Origin of the sequence: Janthinobacterium kochi, from assembly GCF_051380715.1 — a bacterium.
GTDB lineage: Bacteria > Pseudomonadota > Gammaproteobacteria > Burkholderiales > Burkholderiaceae_D > Janthinobacterium.
Map to the genome: position 1 here is coordinate 89,420 of NZ_JBNYXO010000007.1, position 15,476 is coordinate 104,895.

Genomic DNA, 15,476 nt, shown 5'->3' on the forward strand with positions numbered 1-15,476 from the left:
TGCTTCGTAAAAACAGAAGATAGGACCGTGCGATGAAAACCACCGGTTTCAATTACCGCCATTTATACTTCTTTTGGGTGGTCGCCAAGGAAGGCGGCGTGACGCGCGCGGCCGAACGCCTGGGCCTGGCAGTGCAAACCATCAGCACCCAACTGGCCCTGCTGGAAAAGGAACTGGGCAAGTCCCTGCTGCAGCCGCAGGGACGGCGTTTGGTGCCGACGGAAGCGGGCCGGCTGGCGCTCGGCTACGCGGACCAGATTTTCCTGCTCGGTGAACAGATGCAGGAAGCCCTGGCCGACACCGACGCGGAAAAGATGCGCCTGACGGTGGGCATTTCCGACTCGCTGCCAAAACTGATGGCCTACCGCATGCTCGACGCCACGCGCAGCCTGGACAAGCCCGTCAAACTGGTCTGCCTGGAAGATGAATTCGAGTCCCTGCTGGCCGACCTGGCCCTGCACAAGCTGGACCTGGTGTTGACGGACCGCGCCGTGCCGGCCGGCGCCAGCCTGCGCGTCTCCAGCCATTTATGGGGCGAAAGCGCCATGAAGCTGTTCGGCATCCCCGCACTGGCGGAACAATACCGCGACAATTTCCCGCACAGCCTGCACGGCGCGCCATTTCTGCTGCCCGCGCGCAACAATGCCTTGCGCGGGCGCATCGACGAATGGATGGTGCAGCAAGGCGTGCGCCCCGACGTGGTCGGTGAATTCGAAGACAACGCCATGCTCAACGCGTTTGGCCGCAAGGGCCTGGGCTTGTTCTTCGCCTCGGCCAGCCTGGCGGCCGATATCGAGGAGCAATTCGGTGCCGTGCTGGTGGGCGACGCCTCGTCCCTGCGCGAGCAGTTTTACGTCATCTCGAATGAACGCAAGATCATGCACCCGGCGCTGGACGTGATCCTGGCCGCCATCCAGCGCTCGCCGAAGATTCACAAGGAAACCTGATAAATCCATTCGAAAATAACGTTTGAATAATCAATCAAAAGCGATTGTAATGAAGCCTGAGACAAACACGCGCCTGTCCCTCGCCGGAAGGGCGCGACCACCATAAAAAAACAGGAGCGGCACCATGTCCACGGCAGGCAAGACGATCGATATTCCCGATCTCATCAATAACAACAAGATCGGCTCCTTCCAGATCGGCATGCTGATCCTGTGCGGGCTGTGCGTCATCATGGATGGCTTCGACGTGCAGGCCATGGGTTATGTGGCGCCCGCCATCATCGCCGACTGGCACGTCAGCAAGGCCAACCTGGGTCCCGTGTTTGGCGCGGGCCTGTTGGGCATGCTGGTTGGCTCGCTCGTCTTCAGCATCACGGCCGACAAGTTCGGCCGCCGCCCCGTACTGATCGGCTCGACCATCTTCTTTTCGCTGTGCATGCTGGTCACGCCGCTGGCCACCACCATCGAGCAATTGCAGCTGATCCGTTTTATCACGGGCTTGGGCCTGGGCGCCGTGATGCCGAACGCCATGGCGCTGGCCGGCGAATACAGCCCCCTGCGCAAGAAAGTCACGCTGATGATGCTGGTCTCGTGCGGCTTTACCCTGGGCGCCGTGCTCGGCGGCTTGCTGTCCGCCGCGCTGATTCCCGCATTCGGCTGGCAATCCGTGTTTTACGTGGGCGGCGTGGTGCCGCTGGTGATCGGCATATTGATGTTTTTCCTGCTGCCGGAATCGATGCAATTTCTGGTATTGAAACAACGCAAGCTGGACAAGGTGGCGCAGTGGCTGAAGCGCATTGATCCTACCGTCAACATCACGGCCGAGACGCAATACGTCGTGCATGAGAAGGAGCACAAGGGCGCGCCCGTGCTGCAATTGTTTACGGGCGGCCGCGCAAAGATGACGATCTTGCTGTGGGTCATCAACTTCATGAACTTGCTCAACTTATATTTCCTGTCGAACTGGCTGCCGACGATCGCCAAGGAAGCGGGCCTGTCCACGGCCAACGCCGTGCTGGCCGGCACGGCCCTGCAAGTGGGCGGCACCATCGGCACCCTCGTCATGGGCCAGCTGATCGACCGCTCCAGCTTCCGCCGCATCCTGCTGCCATGCTTTTTAGTCGCTGCCGTAGCGATTGCCCTGATCGGCCGTCCGGACGTGTCGCTGGCCTTCCTGTTCATCACCATCTTCATCGCCGGCTTTTGCGTGGTGGGCGGCCAGCCGGCCGTCAATGCCCTGGCGGCCAGCTATTACCCGACCACCCTGCGCTCGACGGGCATCGGCTGGAGCCTGGGCATCGGGCGCATCGGCTCTATCATCGGCCCCGTGCTCGGTGGCGAGCTGATTCGCCTGAACTGGCCCAACAGCACGATTTTCCTCGTCGTCGCCATCCCCGCCATCGTTTCGGCCGTCATGGTCTTCGCCATGCGCGGCGGACCGCAAACGGCGGTCAAAGGCTGAAAAAGCGTGAAAAACCGGCCGCGCGCGCGCGCCTGCACGGGCGGGGCGCGCGGCTAAATTAGGCTATGCCGCCTTTCGTCGTTTAAGATGACGTTTTTACAGCCCATCTTCCGCGCCCCCATGCACAATGTCTTGCTAGTCCTGCTCGCCCTCTTCCTGGTCGCGCTGAACGGTTTTTTTGTTGCCGCCGAGTTTGGCATCGTCACCTTGCGGCGCACGCGCATCCGCGCCATCGCCAGGACACAGGGGCTACGGGGCCGCATCCTGGCCAAGGTGCATGGCCAGCTGGACGCCTACCTGTCCGCCTGCCAGCTGGGCATTACCCTCGCTTCGCTGGGCCTGGGCTGGGTCGGCGAACCGGCGTTTGCCGGCTTGCTCGAGCCGCTGTTCGGCGCCATCGGCGTCACCTCGCAAGAACTGATCCACGGCGTCTCGTTTGTCGTCGCCTTCAGCGTCATTTCCTTCCTGCACATCGTCGTGGGCGAACTGGCGCCCAAATCGATGGCCATCCGCAACCCGGAAGCCGTCGGCCTGTGGAGCGCGATTCCCCTGTATGGTTTCTATTGGGCCATGTATCCGGCCATTTACCTGCTCAACGCCAGCGCCAACTGGGTGCTGCGCATGGCGGGCCTGTCCGGCAAGGGCGGCCACGATGCCCATTATTCGTCCGAAGAATTGAAACTGATCCTGCGCACCAGCCAGCCCGGCGAGAAATTCACGCGCGACGAGCGCAACATCCTGGCGCAGTCGCTTGATTTTGAACAGATGACGGTGTCGGACCTGATGCGCCCGATCAATGAAGTGATCGCCCTGCACGCTTCGAATACTCTGGAAGAAAACCTCGACACGGTGCTGCGCAACCGCTTCAGCCGCTATCCGTATTTCGACATGAATGAAGACGACGTGCTGGGCGTGGTGCACTTGAAAGACCTGTTCTTCGCGCAGCAGGCGGGCAAGACGATCACCTCGCTCACGCCGTTTTTGCGTCCCGTGGACATCATTTCTGCACGCACGCCGGCGCTGGAACTGTTCCGCCGCTTCCGCGACGGCGCGCCCCACTTCGCCCTGATCGGCGAAAAGGGCAAGCGCCCGCTGGGTTTCATCACGCTGGATAACTTGCTCGGCGCCATGGTCGGCGAAATCCGTGATGAATTCCGCCGCAATGAAAACGACTGGCTCAAGCAAAGCGACGGCACCCTGATCGGCAAAGCCAGCCTGCCCATCTTCTCGCTCGAACGCATCCTCGGCATCGATATCGAAAACGAGGAACTGGGACTGGACGACGTGGAATCGGTGGGCGGCTTGATCATGGTCAAGCTGGGGGACATTCCGAAGCAGGGCCAGCGCATCACCTTTGTCGACTTCGACATCGTCGTCAAGAAGATGAACGGGCCCCGCATCGTGCTGCTCAAGGTGATCCCGAAGCAGGAGCGGGACCTCGATGCTGACTTACGCGATTAATCTTTTTTCAAGGTAATCGTATCCTTGCCCTGCGGCACGGTGGTTTCCCCTACCGTCCACGTTTGCAACAAGCTGTACAGCACCGCCAGCAGGGTCGGCCCGATAAAAATGCCGACGAAGCCGAAGCCCAGCACGCCGCCCAGCACGCCCAGCAGCACCAGCAAGAAGGGCAGGCTGCTGCCACGGCTGATCAGCATGGGTTTGACCACATTATCCACGCCGCTGATCAGCAAACCGCCCCACACCAGCATGAAGATGCCCCAGCCCGTCTGGCCGTCATTGAACAGCCAGATGGCGGCGCCACCCCAGATCAGGGGCGGTCCCACGGGGATCAGCGAAAAGATGAAGGTGGCCACGCCCAGCAGGGCCACGGCCGGCACGCCGGCGATCAGGAAACCGACCACGGCCACCAGCGCCTGCGCCAGCGCCGTGCCCAGCAAGCCGTACATGACGCCGCGCACGGTGCGGCTGACGGTCAGGGCCACGCCCGGCGCGCTGTCGCCGATGATGCGGCCAGCGCCCGTCATCAGGACACGGCTCAGTTGCTGGCCGTCGCGGTAGAGGAAGAAGCTGACGAACACGGCCAGGCTGGTCTGTGCCAAACCCGTGCCCAGCAAGATGCCGCCGGAGGCGAGGAAATGGCGCGCCGGCTCCAGCATGGTCTTGCCCAAATTCAGTAATTCCTCGCGGTCTTCCAGCAGACGCTGCAGATAACCGTCGATGGTTTCGCCCACCACGGGAATGCTGGCCAGCCAGGCCGGCGGATGCAGGCCGCCCGATTCCAGCGCCGTGCGCAACTGTTCATAGATGCGCGAGACATTGTCGGCCAGGTTGTAGGTGACGAGGGCCAACGGCAGCACGATGACCAGGATCAAGGACAGGGTCATGATGGCGGCCGCCAGATTGCGCCGGCCTTTCAGGCGGTCGAGCAGAAGGATATACAGGGGCCAGCTGGAAATGCCCACGCAGGCGGCAAACAGCATGGCAGCCAGGAAAGGCCGCAAGACGAAAAAGCAGCCAATCAGCAAGAAGATGATGGCTGCCAGGCGGGCGTGCGGCTCAAAACGTTTATCCATGTACTGCATATCCTGAAGATGGCGCCTGGTGGCGCGACCGGATCAGGATAGCAGAAGTTTAAGATCGTGCGCGATGGCGGCGGGTTTTTCGCCGTGGCGCACGAACAGGCGGATCTTGCCTTCGCGGTCGAACACATAGGTGCCGGCCGTGTGGTCGACCGTGTAGCTGCTATCCGTTTCGCCCTCGACCTTGGCGTAATACACCTTGAATTCCTTGGCCACCTTGGCCGTCGCGGCCGCATCGCCATACAGGCCCACAAAACGCTTGTCGAAGGCCGGCACGTACTGCGCCAGCAAGGCTTGCGTGTCGCGCTCGGGGTCGACGGTGACGAACAGCACTTGCACCTGCTCTGCTTGCGGCCCCATTGCCTGCATCACCTGCGCCATGTCGGCCATGGTCGTGGGGCACACATCCGGACATTGCGTGTAGCCGAAGAACATCAGCACCAGCTTGCCCTTGTAGTCGGCCAGGGTGCGCGGGTGGCCCGTATGGTCCGTCAGCGCGAACTCGCGCGCATAGCCCAGGCCCGTCACGTCCGTGTTCTTGAATGCCAACTTTGGCGCGGCTGGCTTGCCGCAGCCGGCGAGGACGGCGACCAGTGCGGCCGCCAACAACAGGGTCAGGGTTTTTTTCATGTGCCGAGGGGAATATAGTGGTCGACCAGCAGGGCCGCGAACAGCAATGCCAGGTAAATGATGGAATAGGTAAAAGCTTTGCGCGCGATCAAATCCGTGTAGTGGCGGTACATTTTCCACGCGTAATACAGGAAGCCGGCGTTCAGCACCACGGCCGAGGCCAGGTAGATCAGGCCGCTCATGCGCACGGCAAATGGCAGCAAGGTGGTGGCGGCCAGCGCGATCGAGTACAACCAGACGTGGAATTGCGTGAATTTCAAGCCGTGCGTGACGGGCAGCATGGGCAAGCCCGAGCGCGCGTAATCGTCGCGCCGGTACATGGCCAGCGCCCAGAAGTGCGGCGGCGTCCAGACAAAGATGATCAAGACCAGCAGCCACGCCTGCATAGGCACGTCGTTAGCCACGGCGGCCCAGCCCAGCGCAGGCGGCATGGCGCCGGACAGGCCGCCGATGACGATATTTTGCGGCGTGGCCGGTTTCAGCACCATGGTGTAGATCAAGGCATAGCCGACAAAGGTGACAAAAGTCAGCCACATCGTCAGCGGATTGACAAGGTTATACAAAATCGCCATGCCCAGGCCGCCGATCACCAGCGCGAACACCACCGTCTGCTTGACGGTGATGTCGCCCATGGCCATAGGACGGCGCGCCGTGCGGGCCATGCGCGCATCGATTTCGCGCTCGGCCAGGCAGTTGACGGCAAACGCGGCGCCGGCCAGCAGCCAAATGCCGAGGGTGCCGAACACCACAGCGCGCCAGTCAGGCAACTCCTCGCTGGCCAGGAACATGCCGATGACGGCGCAAAACACGGCCAGTTGCGTCACGCGCGGCTTGGTTAGCGCCCAGTACTGGGCGATGCGGGGGGATGGTTTACGGCGGATGGTCTGAGTAGTCATTTATGCGATACGGGAAGGACTGGCTGGTGCCGTGGGCACTGGCGCGGAGGCGCAAGCGCGCTGAACAGTGCGCGCAACATCGAGTTGGAATTTAGCCTTGTAGTTTAACATGGTCAGCAACAACACGAGCAGCGCCGCGCCGCCGTTATGCAGGACGGCAATCGACAATGGCCAGCTCAGGTAAATCGTCGCCAGGCCCGTGCCAGCCTGCAGGACCAGCACCAGCGCAAGCCAGCGCGCCGTGCCGCGCAAGGCTGGAAGTTTCCAAGCGCGCAACACCGTATAGCCGACACCGGCCAGCACGATGAAGGCGAAATTGCGGTGCACCCAGTGGATGGCCGTCAGCGCGGAAAACGGCAAATAATGGCCGGCGGCCGTCTTGCCCAGTTCGCGCCACAAATGGAAACCATGTTCGAAATCCATCTCCGGAATGACTTTGCCGCCGCACAGGGGGAAATCCGTGCAGGCCAGGGTGGCGTAGTTGGTGCTCACCCAGCCGCCCAGCGCGATCTGCACGGTCAAGAGCATCAGCGACATGACGGCCAGCGCGCGCACGGGGCGCAGCACGGACGCATCCGCATCGGCGCGCAGCAAGGGTCTGACGGCATGATCCTGACGCCCGCCCAGCCACGTCAGCATGGCCAGCAAGCCCATGCCCAGCAGCAAGTGGATGGTGACGATCACCGGCTGCAGTTTCAAGGTCACCGTCCAGGCACCGAACGCGCCCTGCAGGCAGACGAACAAGAACAGCGCCGTCGGCAGCGCCGGGGCGAATTCCTCGCGCTTGCTTTTCTTCCACTGGCGCCACGCCTGTACCATCATCGCCACGATCAGCACGCCGATGGCCATGGCCAGGTAGCGGTGCGTCATTTCGATCCACGCCTTGACCACCGTCACGGGTCCCGTCGGCATCAGGGTTTCGGCTGCCACGATGTGCTCGTGCGCCAGGAAAGGATTGGCCGAGCCATAGCAGCCGGGCCAGTCAGGACAACCGAGGCCGGAATCGGACAGGCGCGTGAAGCCGCCAAACATGATCAGGTCGACCGTCAAAAAGACGGCGATCCACACCAGCTTGCGGTATTTATTGGCGTCCGCGGACACCCACACCATGGTCAACGGCAGCAGCGCCACCAGCAAACCTGTCAAGCCCAACTGGGCCAGCGCGGAGAGATGCATCGTCGGCATGCAGACTCCTCAACCGATCGCCGAAGCTTTGAGCAGCTTGGCGATGTCTTTCTTGATCTTGTTCGGGTCCGCGTCTTTCGGGAAGCGCATCATCAAATTGCCCAGCGGATCGATCAGATACAGATGGTCGCTGGTCTTGCCGCCCGCCTCCACGGGCAGCCAAGCTTTCAATGCGTCGCTGTTCACGCGCAACATGCTGGTGCCGTCGAATTCGCGCATCACGAGGGTGTCGAGCGGCTGGGCATCCGTCACCAGCCAGACCCGTTCCAGGCGTTCGCGTTCCTTGCCCTGCATGAGGCGCAGTTGTTGCATGTCAAACAATTGCTTCTTGCATGCTTCCTGGCAATCGGACGGTCCCGTTTGCAGCAGCACCCACTTGCCCTTGAATTGCGCCAGCGGTGACGCCTTGCCATCCAGTTCCGTCACCTGCAGCTGGGCTTCGGGTATCGGATACAAACGCGGGTCGATCAGGGAGCCGTAATTGTTGCGGCCCGTGGGCTTGATGATGTAATACGTGAAATACGAGGCGATGATGGGAAACGCGCACACGGCCACCACGGCCAGCAGTTTCCAGCGTCCCGTATTTTGTGCCTGTTTATTAGTGCTGTCTTGCGTTGCTTCAGGGTTGTTTGTTTGCACGTCGAAATCCTGTAAAGACAAAAAATAAAAAAGCCATCAGTGCCAGTGCATACCACTGGAATGCATAGCCGCGGTGCTTGTCGGCCCCAAAGTCGGGCGCCGGCCAGTCGCGCACGGGAAGCTGGCTGGACGCTGGCACCGCTGCTGAATCGACTGGATTGACTGTTTCTTCGAGAATGAAAGGCTGCAAGGCCAGGCCGCTGGCCTGGGCCAGCTGACCGATATCGGCATTTTGCACGATGGCCTGCGGCGCCAGGGCCGGCGCCGTGCCCAGCTCCATCACGTGGCCCGCATTCAGGCGCGCGATGCCGGAAATCGTCACCGTGCCCTTGGGCGTGGCGTAATCGGGGATGCGCGTGCGCTCGGCATTGTTGCGCGGCAGCCAACCCTGCGCCACCAGCACGTGCATGGCGGAACCGTCGATCTGGAATGGCGTGAGCACGTGGAAGCCGGCCTGGCCCTTGTAGGGGCGGTTGTCCAGGTACACCGTCCAGGCGGGCACAAAATGGCCCGTGACGGTCACGCGGCGATATTCGATCGCTTGCGCATCGGCCGGCAGCAAGGGCGCGGCGCTCAAGACCAGGGGCGCGGCCTGGTTGCCCGCCTCGAGTCTGGCGGCGCGGGCAACTTTTTCATCGCCACGGCGCTGCTGCCATTGCGCCAGCGATACCCCCAGGGCCACCAGTAGCAGCATTACAACAAATGGAATCCATCTAAAATGGAAGCGGATACGCATTACAATGAAACCTCCTCAAGCCTGGCGCTACCATCCATGAAAATCCTCGTTGCCATTGCCTTCATCCTGATCCTGGGCAGCCTGGGCTCGGCCCTGTTCTTTCTCATGCGCGACAAGGGCAAGAGCAACCGCACCGTGCAGGCACTGGCCTTGCGCGTGGGCTTGTCGATTACCCTGTTCCTGCTGATCCTGCTGGCGCATTATCTGGGCTACATCCAGCCGACGGGCATACATTAAGCTTCTTCTTGCCTGATTGGCAAATTCTTCATGCTAAGAAAAAAGCCGTACCCAGGATCTCCCGGTACGGCTTTTTTTTATGGTGCAGGCGCGCCCTTCAACGGCGCGCGCCCTGCCCCGCCATTATAACCAATACACGACCACGTACAGGCCCAGCCAGACGACGTCGACAAAGTGCCAGTACCAGGCGGCGCCTTCGAAGCCGAAGTGGTGATCGGGCGTGAAGTGGCCTTTCAGCACGCGGTACAGGATGACGGACAGCATGATGGCGCCCAGGGTCACGTGGAAGCCGTGGAAACCCGTCAGCATGAAGAAAGTGGCGCCGTAGATGCCCGACGTCAATTTCAAGTTCAGCTCGCTGTAGGCGTGCATGTATTCGTAGACCTGAAAGCCCATGAAGATGGCGCCCAGCAAGATCGTGGCGAACAGAAACAGAGCCGTCATGGCGCGGTGGCCAGCGCGCAGCGCGTGATGCGAGATGGTCAGGGTGACGCCCGACGTCAGCAGCAAGGCCGTATTGATCGTCGGAATCCAGAACGGCGTCATGGTGGTAAATTCTTGCACCGTGCCGGCCGGGCCAGTATTACCCCACTGGGCGGCGAAATCGGGCCAGATTACCTTGTGGTCGAGGTCGGCCAGCCACGGCATGGAAATGCTGCGCGCATAAAACAGGGCACCGAAGAAGGCGGCGAAGAACATGACTTCCGAAAAGATGAACCAGCTCATGCTCCAGCGGAAGGAGTGGTCGATGCGCTCGCTGTACAGGCCCTGCTCCGATTCGCGGATGGCGTCGCCGAACCAGAAATACAGCACCAGCAGGATGCCGGCCAGGCCCAGGTAATTCACGTATGGGCCCCAGGAGACGTCGTTGACCCAGGCCGAGGCGCCGATCATGGTCAGCAGCAGGCTGGCGCCGCCCAGCATGGGCCAGCGCGACGGGCCGGGCACGAAATAATAAGGTACGGCGGCGTGGTTGGAACTCATCATCATCTCCTCAAAAACTTATAGGGTGGTTTTTTATAATTTATAAAACGACGAATTTAACAATTGAAATCAGGATGCCGATCAGGCAAGCCACCACCAGGAAGCCGGCGATGACGATGTGCACGGGATTGAGCTTGGCCGAATCCGTGTCGAAATCGCTCTTGCGGCGCAATCCCGTAAATGACCAGACGACGGCCCGCAGCGAATACAGGAACGACGCTTTTTCAGGCTGCTTGGATTCGCCCATGGCACTCTCCTATTGGACGGCCGGTATTTGAGCCTGGCTCAAACCGGCAATCTCGAAAAACGTGTACGACAGGGTGATGGTTTTCACCTCTTTCGGCAGGGCCGGATCGAGGAAGAACACCACCGGCATCTGCCGCGCTTCGTTGGGCTTCAAGGTCTGCTGCTTGAAACAGAAGCATTCGACCTTCTTGAAATGCGGCGTGGCGCTCTGCGGCGCGTAGCTGGGAATGGCTTGCGCGTTGACGACGCGGTTTTGCGTGTTGACCACTTCATACATGACGGTCACCAGTTCGCCCGGATGCACTTGCATGCTCGATACGGTCGGGCGGAAGCGCCATGGACCCTGCGCATTGCCGTCGAATTCGACGGTGATGCTGCGCGTCGTATCGACCTGCGTATTGTTATCGTAGGCTACCGTGCCATCTTTTTGCGTCAGCACGTTGATGCCCATCACTTCGCATATCTGCTTGTAGACGGGAATCAGGGCATAGCCAAAGCCAAACATCAGAATCGCAATGACGATCAGCTTGCCCAGCATCTTGCGGTTCAGGCCGCGTGTTTCCTGTTGCATCGGCGTCGTCACGTCAGAGCCACATGCGCTTGACGAACACGGACAGGAAGAAAAAGGCCGCCAGGGCCCCCAGTATCAGTCCCGTACGCAGGTTATTCGGCTTTTTACGCTCAGTTTTCACTTCGGTCATGGCAGGCACTCTATTCAAGGGGGCCGGCAGCGGCGCCGGCTCGTGACACTGGCATTACTTCACTGTTGGCGGCGTTTCAAACGTGTGGAATGGCGCCGGGCTCGGCACGGTCCATTCCAGGCCTTCCGCGCCTTCCCATGGTTTCGCTGGCGCAGCCTTGCCGCCGCGGATGGTCGGCAAGACCACGAAGAACAGGAAGTACACCTGCATCAGGCCAAAACCGAAGCCGCCGATCGAGGCGATCATGTTGAAGTCCGTGAACTGCGCCGGATAGTCGGCGTAGCGGCGCGGCATGCCGGCCAGGCCCAGGAAGTGCATCGGGAAGAAGGTCACGTTGAACGTGATCAAGGACAGCCAGAAGTGGATCTTGCCGCGCGTCTCGTTGTACATATGGCCCGTCCATTTCGGCGACCAGTAGTAGAAGCCGGCGAACAGGGCAAACAGCGAACCGGCCACCAGCACGTAGTGGAAGTGGGCCACCACATAATAGGTATCCTGCAGCTGGATGTCGATCGGCGTGACCGCCAGGATCAGGCCCGTGAAGCCGCCCATGGTGAAGACGAAGATGAAGCCCACCGAGAACAGCATCGGCGTCTCGAACGTCATCGAACCCTTCCACATCGTGGCGATCCAGTTGAACACTTTCACGCCCGTCGGCACGGCGATCAGCATGGTCGCGTACATGAAGAACAACTGGCTCGTCACCGGCATGCCGGTAGTAAACATGTGGTGCGCCCAGACGATGAAGGACAAAATCGCGATCGAGGCCGTGGCATACACCATCGAGGCGTAGCCGAACAGGGGCTTGCGGGCAAACGCCGGCAGGATCTGCGAGACGATGCCGAAGGCCGGCAGAATCATGATGTAGACCTCGGGATGGCCGAAGAACCAGAAGATGTGCTGGTACATGACGGGGTCGCCGCCACCTGCCGCGTTAAAGAAGGACGTGCCGAAATGGCGGTCCGTCAGGGTCATGGTAATGGCGCCGGCCAGCACGGGCATGACGGCGATCAACAGATACGCGGTAATGAGCCAGGTCCAGCAGAACATCGGCATTTTCATCAGGGTCATGCCGGGTGCGCGCATGTTCAGGATGGTGACGATGATGTTGATCGAACCCATGATGGACGAAGCGCCCATCAAATGCATGGCAAAAATGGCCATGTCCATGCCAGGACCCATCTGCGTCGACAGCGGCGCATACAGGGTCCAGCCGGCAGCCGTGGCACCGCCCGGCACGAGGAAGGACGTGGCCAGCAGCAGCGCGGCCGGCGGCAGTAGCCAGAACGAGAAGTTGTTCATGCGGGCAAACGCCATGTCGGATGCGCCCACTTGCAGCGGGATCATCCAGTTGGCGTAGCCGACGAAAGCCGGCATGATGGCACCAAACACCATCACCAGGCCGTGCATGGTGGTCAGCTGGTTGAAAAATTCAGGGTGAAAGAATTGCAAGCCTGGATGAAACAGTTCCGTACGGATCATCAGGGCCAGCACGCCGCCCGACAGCAGCATGATGAACGAGAACCACAGGTACAAGGTACCGATATCCTTGTGGTTGGTGGCAAACAGCCAGCGGCGGTAGCCGGTCGGGTGGTCGTGGGCATGGTCGTGACCGGCGTGGTCCAAGGTGCTAGTGCTAGTACTCATATGCGGCTCCTAATTACTTGCGTGCAGCCACGACTTCGGCTGGTTGAACGATGTTCTCTTCGGCCTTGTTCGACCAGGAATTGCGCGTGTAAGTGATCACTGCAGCAATTTCCGTGTCGGACAGCTGTTTCCAGGCGGGCATTTCCGCTGGATACTTGCCGCTCTTTTGCCCGTTCAGCAAGACATGCATCTGTTCCGCTTTCGGACCGTTCACCACGGCAGAGCCGTCCAGAGGCGCAAATGCACCGGGCACGCCCTTGCCTGTCGCCTGGTGGCAAACCACGCAGTTGGCCGCATACACTTTCTCGCCCTTGACCTTCAACTCATCGATAGTCCACACCTTGCTTGGATCATCAGCCAATGCCGCCATTTCCTTTTGTTTTACATCAACCCAGGCCTTGTAGTCCTCGTTTGAGACGACCTTGACGACGATGGGCATGAAGGCGTGCTCCTTGCCGCACAGCTCGGCGCAATTGCCGCGGAAGGTGCCGATATGGTCGGCCTTGAACCAGGTATCGCGCACGAAACCGGGAATCGCATCTTGCTTCACGCCAAAGGCGGGCACGGACCAGGCGTGGATGACGTCGTTGGCCGTCAGCACCATGCGGATCTTCTTGTTGACTGGCACGACGACTTCGTTATCGACTTCGATCAGGTAGTTTTCGCCGCGTTTTTCCGTCGGCGGCACGCCGGGCGCCCCCACTTGCGAGCGCGGCGTGGCCAGGTTGGAGAGGAAGGAAATGCCTTCGCCCTCGCCTTTCAGGTAGTCATAGCCCCATTTCCACTGCATGCCGGTGGCCTTGATGGTGATGTCGGCGTTCGAGGTATCTTTCATGCCGACCACGGTGCGCGTGGCAGGCAGGGCCATGCCGATGACGATCAGGAAAGGCACGACGGTCCAGGCGATCTCGACGGTGGTGCTTTCGTGGAAAGTGGCCGGTTTGTGGCCCAGGGACTTGCGGTGCTTGAAGATGGAGTAAAACATGACGCCGAACACTGCCACGAAGATCACCAGGCAGATGATCATCATCAGGGTGTGCAAATCGTAGATTTCATGGGCGATCTGTGTCGCCGGCGGTTGCAGATTCATTTCGAACGGCACGGGACCGCCGGTGCCGGGATAGGTGCTGGCAGCCGGTGCCGCCGTGGCCCATCGCCCGATGCCAAACGCTGTCAAAGACAGCCCGAGCAGCAACGATTGAAGTCGCTTTGCATGTGTCATGTTTTCCCCAACCACCCAAAAATAATGATATTTTAAACGGCTGCGGATTTCTCCGTACTGGACCGCTGCCGCTCCTCCATGAAAGCAACACGGCCAGAATACGGCCATGTGCGTCAAGCACCAGCGAATTCCATGCTGGCTGCCGCAGCAAAAACGGCGGCACGCAACCATGCTGGAACCCTGTTTTTCTTCCCCACCTTGAAATGGCCTCGTGTGGAAGATGGTTACTATACTAATGCAGTAACTTCGAATAAGTCTTGCTTTGTTTTTTTTATTTTGTATGCTGCCCTTGTTTTTTAGACTTAGCAAGCTGACAAACAGTCAACGATTATAGTCAAGTAAACTTGAATCCATCAAGCAATAATCGGCTTTGTGCATGCCCTTCTGCTGGCCGCGCGCGCTTTGCAACGATTGCTGCAACATCCATGCGCGGATGGCGACCAAGTCTCGGTTTCTTTGCCGTTTTATTTGGGTTTGCGCGGCAAATCAAATCGGATGATGGCTTCCCCATTGCGCGTCACGCGCGGCGCGGGACGGAAGGCGTGGCCATAGATGACCTCGAAACTCAGGCCCAGCTTGCCGTCGGGACGGCGCATCTTTTCCAGCGCATCGAGCATGCGCTGCCAGGCCGCCTTGCCCATCAGGCCGCGCCGGCGCGTGGTCAAGGGGTTGCCGCCAAAGGCGCGCACGTCCGCCAGCAGTTTTTCCGCTGTATCGTAGGTGACAGTGATGATCTCCATGTCCAGCACGGGCGTGGAAAAACCCGTCTCGACCAGCATGTCGCCAAAGTCGTGCATGTCCACAAAAGGCAAGGCGTGCGGAGTCAAATCCGCTTCGGCAAAGGCGTCGCGCACTTCGCGGAAGGTGTCGGGGCCGAAGCAGGAAAACATCAGCAAGCCATCGAGGCGCAGCGCGCGCCGCCACTCGGCGAACACGCGGTCGGGCTGGGCATGCCAGTGCAGCGCCAGGTTCGACCACACGAGGTCGACGCTGCCCTGCGCCAGCGGCAAGTCGCCCAGGTCGCCGCACAACAAATCCACGCCCGCCTTGGCCGGCAGGAGCTTGCTGAGGAACTGATTCAGGCCGGCCAGTTTCGACGCGGGCGCGCGCGCCGCCTGCACCATCGCTTGCGCTGCATCGAGACCGATAATCTGCGCGGCGGGATAATCCTTATGCAACTGCGCCAGGTCCGCGCCGGGGCCGCAGCCGGCATCAAGCACGCGCGAGGGCGTGATTTTCACCAGCTCCAGGCGCTCGTGCATGCGCTTTGATACTTCGCGGCGCAGGAAGTCCGACGGCGCGATGCGCGCCGGACGGGAAAAGAAATCGCGTACTTGCACCGCATCGATGGGCGCACTCATTTTGGGCGGACTGGTGGGAACTGGCATGTTGAAACCGGTGAGG

General features: G+C 60.5%; 18 protein-coding genes. 5 read left to right on the top strand and 13 right to left on the bottom strand.

Going from position 1 to position 15,476, the window contains the following annotated elements:
- Positions 1 to 32 precede the first annotated feature (32 nt).
- The 3 genes from nhaR to ACQ4WL_RS16815 all read left to right on the top strand — a co-directional run bounded on the left by nhaR (position 33) and on the right by ACQ4WL_RS16815 (position 3,867).
- Positions 33 to 947: a transcriptional activator NhaR gene (nhaR, locus tag ACQ4WL_RS16805; RefSeq protein WP_436510764.1), complete on the top strand. Its 915-nt coding sequence runs from the start codon at positions 33 to 35 to the stop codon at positions 945 to 947.
- Positions 948 to 1,071: 124 nt separating this feature from the next.
- A complete protein-coding gene (locus ACQ4WL_RS16810; protein ID WP_436510765.1) occupies positions 1,072 to 2,406 on the top strand; it encodes an MFS transporter in 1,335 nt (444 codons plus the stop codon).
- A gap of 120 nt (positions 2,407 to 2,526) precedes the next feature.
- Positions 2,527 to 3,867 carry a hemolysin family protein gene (locus tag ACQ4WL_RS16815; protein WP_436510914.1) on the top strand — a complete coding sequence of 447 codons (1,341 nt, stop codon included), beginning with the start codon at positions 2,527 to 2,529 and terminating at the stop codon, positions 3,865 to 3,867.
- Here ACQ4WL_RS16815 and ACQ4WL_RS16820 read toward each other — a convergent pair.
- Genes ACQ4WL_RS16820 through ACQ4WL_RS16845 form a run of 6 tightly spaced genes read right to left on the bottom strand, consistent with a single transcriptional unit; the run spans position 3,864 to position 9,035 of the window.
- A complete protein-coding gene (locus tag ACQ4WL_RS16820; RefSeq protein ID WP_436510766.1) occupies positions 3,864 to 4,943 on the bottom strand; it encodes an AI-2E family transporter in 1,080 nt (359 codons plus the stop codon). The genes ACQ4WL_RS16815 and ACQ4WL_RS16820 overlap by 4 nt on opposite strands.
- Positions 4,944 to 4,985: 42 nt before the next feature.
- A complete protein-coding gene (locus ACQ4WL_RS16825; RefSeq protein ID WP_436510767.1) occupies positions 4,986 to 5,579 on the bottom strand; it encodes an SCO family protein in 594 nt (197 codons plus the stop codon).
- Positions 5,576 to 6,475 (bottom strand): heme o synthase, encoded by a 900-nt coding sequence (gene cyoE, locus ACQ4WL_RS16830; RefSeq protein ID WP_436510768.1) that lies wholly within the window; start codon positions 6,473 to 6,475, stop codon positions 5,576 to 5,578. Before cyoE ends, ACQ4WL_RS16825 begins: the two co-directional genes overlap by 4 nt.
- A complete protein-coding gene (locus ACQ4WL_RS16835) occupies positions 6,476 to 7,651 on the bottom strand; it encodes a COX15/CtaA family protein (protein ID WP_436510915.1) in 1,176 nt (391 codons plus the stop codon).
- A gap of 18 nt (positions 7,652 to 7,669) precedes the next feature.
- Complete coding sequence (locus tag ACQ4WL_RS16840; RefSeq protein WP_436510769.1) at positions 7,670 to 8,299, bottom strand: SCO family protein; 630 nt, start codon at positions 8,297 to 8,299, stop codon at positions 7,670 to 7,672.
- Positions 8,280 to 9,035: an SURF1 family protein gene (locus ACQ4WL_RS16845; RefSeq protein ID WP_436510770.1), complete on the bottom strand. Its 756-nt coding sequence runs from the start codon at positions 9,033 to 9,035 to the stop codon at positions 8,280 to 8,282. Before ACQ4WL_RS16845 ends, ACQ4WL_RS16840 begins: the two co-directional genes overlap by 20 nt.
- A gap of 36 nt (positions 9,036 to 9,071) precedes the next feature.
- Here ACQ4WL_RS16845 and ACQ4WL_RS16850 point away from each other — a divergent pair, with 36 nt between their 5' ends.
- Positions 9,072 to 9,272: a twin transmembrane helix small protein gene (locus ACQ4WL_RS16850; RefSeq protein ID WP_436510771.1), complete on the top strand. Its 201-nt coding sequence runs from the start codon at positions 9,072 to 9,074 to the stop codon at positions 9,270 to 9,272.
- 123 nt (positions 9,273 to 9,395) lie between these two features.
- On the opposite strand, the gene ACQ4WL_RS16855 is transcribed toward ACQ4WL_RS16850, so the two are convergent.
- The 6 genes from ACQ4WL_RS16855 to coxB are packed head-to-tail and all read right to left on the bottom strand — an operon-like array spanning position 9,396 to position 14,072.
- On the bottom strand, positions 9,396 to 10,256 hold the full coding sequence (locus ACQ4WL_RS16855; RefSeq protein WP_071079556.1) for a cytochrome c oxidase subunit 3: 861 nt from the start codon (positions 10,254 to 10,256) through the stop codon (positions 9,396 to 9,398).
- A 40-nt stretch (positions 10,257 to 10,296) separates the two neighbouring features.
- Positions 10,297 to 10,503 carry a DUF2970 domain-containing protein gene (locus tag ACQ4WL_RS16860; protein ID WP_034749002.1) on the bottom strand — a complete coding sequence of 69 codons (207 nt, stop codon included), beginning with the start codon at positions 10,501 to 10,503 and terminating at the stop codon, positions 10,297 to 10,299.
- 9 nt (positions 10,504 to 10,512) lie between these two features.
- Positions 10,513 to 11,073: a cytochrome c oxidase assembly protein gene (locus ACQ4WL_RS16865; RefSeq protein ID WP_436510772.1), complete on the bottom strand. Its 561-nt coding sequence runs from the start codon at positions 11,071 to 11,073 to the stop codon at positions 10,513 to 10,515.
- A 13-nt stretch (positions 11,074 to 11,086) separates the two neighbouring features.
- Positions 11,087 to 11,203 (bottom strand): cytochrome oxidase small assembly protein, encoded by a 117-nt coding sequence (locus ACQ4WL_RS16870; RefSeq protein WP_216350353.1) that lies wholly within the window; start codon positions 11,201 to 11,203, stop codon positions 11,087 to 11,089.
- A gap of 54 nt (positions 11,204 to 11,257) precedes the next feature.
- A complete protein-coding gene (gene ctaD / locus ACQ4WL_RS16875; protein WP_071079424.1) occupies positions 11,258 to 12,850 on the bottom strand; it encodes a cytochrome c oxidase subunit I in 1,593 nt (530 codons plus the stop codon).
- Between the two features lie 13 nt (positions 12,851 to 12,863).
- Entirely contained in the window at positions 12,864 to 14,072 is a 1,209-nt protein-coding gene (coxB, locus tag ACQ4WL_RS16880; protein WP_436510773.1) for a cytochrome c oxidase subunit II, read from the bottom strand.
- A gap of 78 nt (positions 14,073 to 14,150) precedes the next feature.
- On the opposite strand from coxB, the gene ACQ4WL_RS16885 reads away from it, so the two are divergent.
- Positions 14,151 to 14,372 (top strand): hypothetical protein, encoded by a 222-nt coding sequence (locus ACQ4WL_RS16885; RefSeq protein WP_436510774.1) that lies wholly within the window; start codon positions 14,151 to 14,153, stop codon positions 14,370 to 14,372.
- 164 nt (positions 14,373 to 14,536) lie between these two features.
- Here ACQ4WL_RS16885 and ACQ4WL_RS16890 read toward each other — a convergent pair whose 3' ends face one another.
- Positions 14,537 to 15,460: a methyltransferase domain-containing protein gene (locus ACQ4WL_RS16890; RefSeq protein ID WP_436510775.1), complete on the bottom strand. Its 924-nt coding sequence runs from the start codon at positions 15,458 to 15,460 to the stop codon at positions 14,537 to 14,539.
- Positions 15,461 to 15,476: the final 16 nt, after the last annotated feature.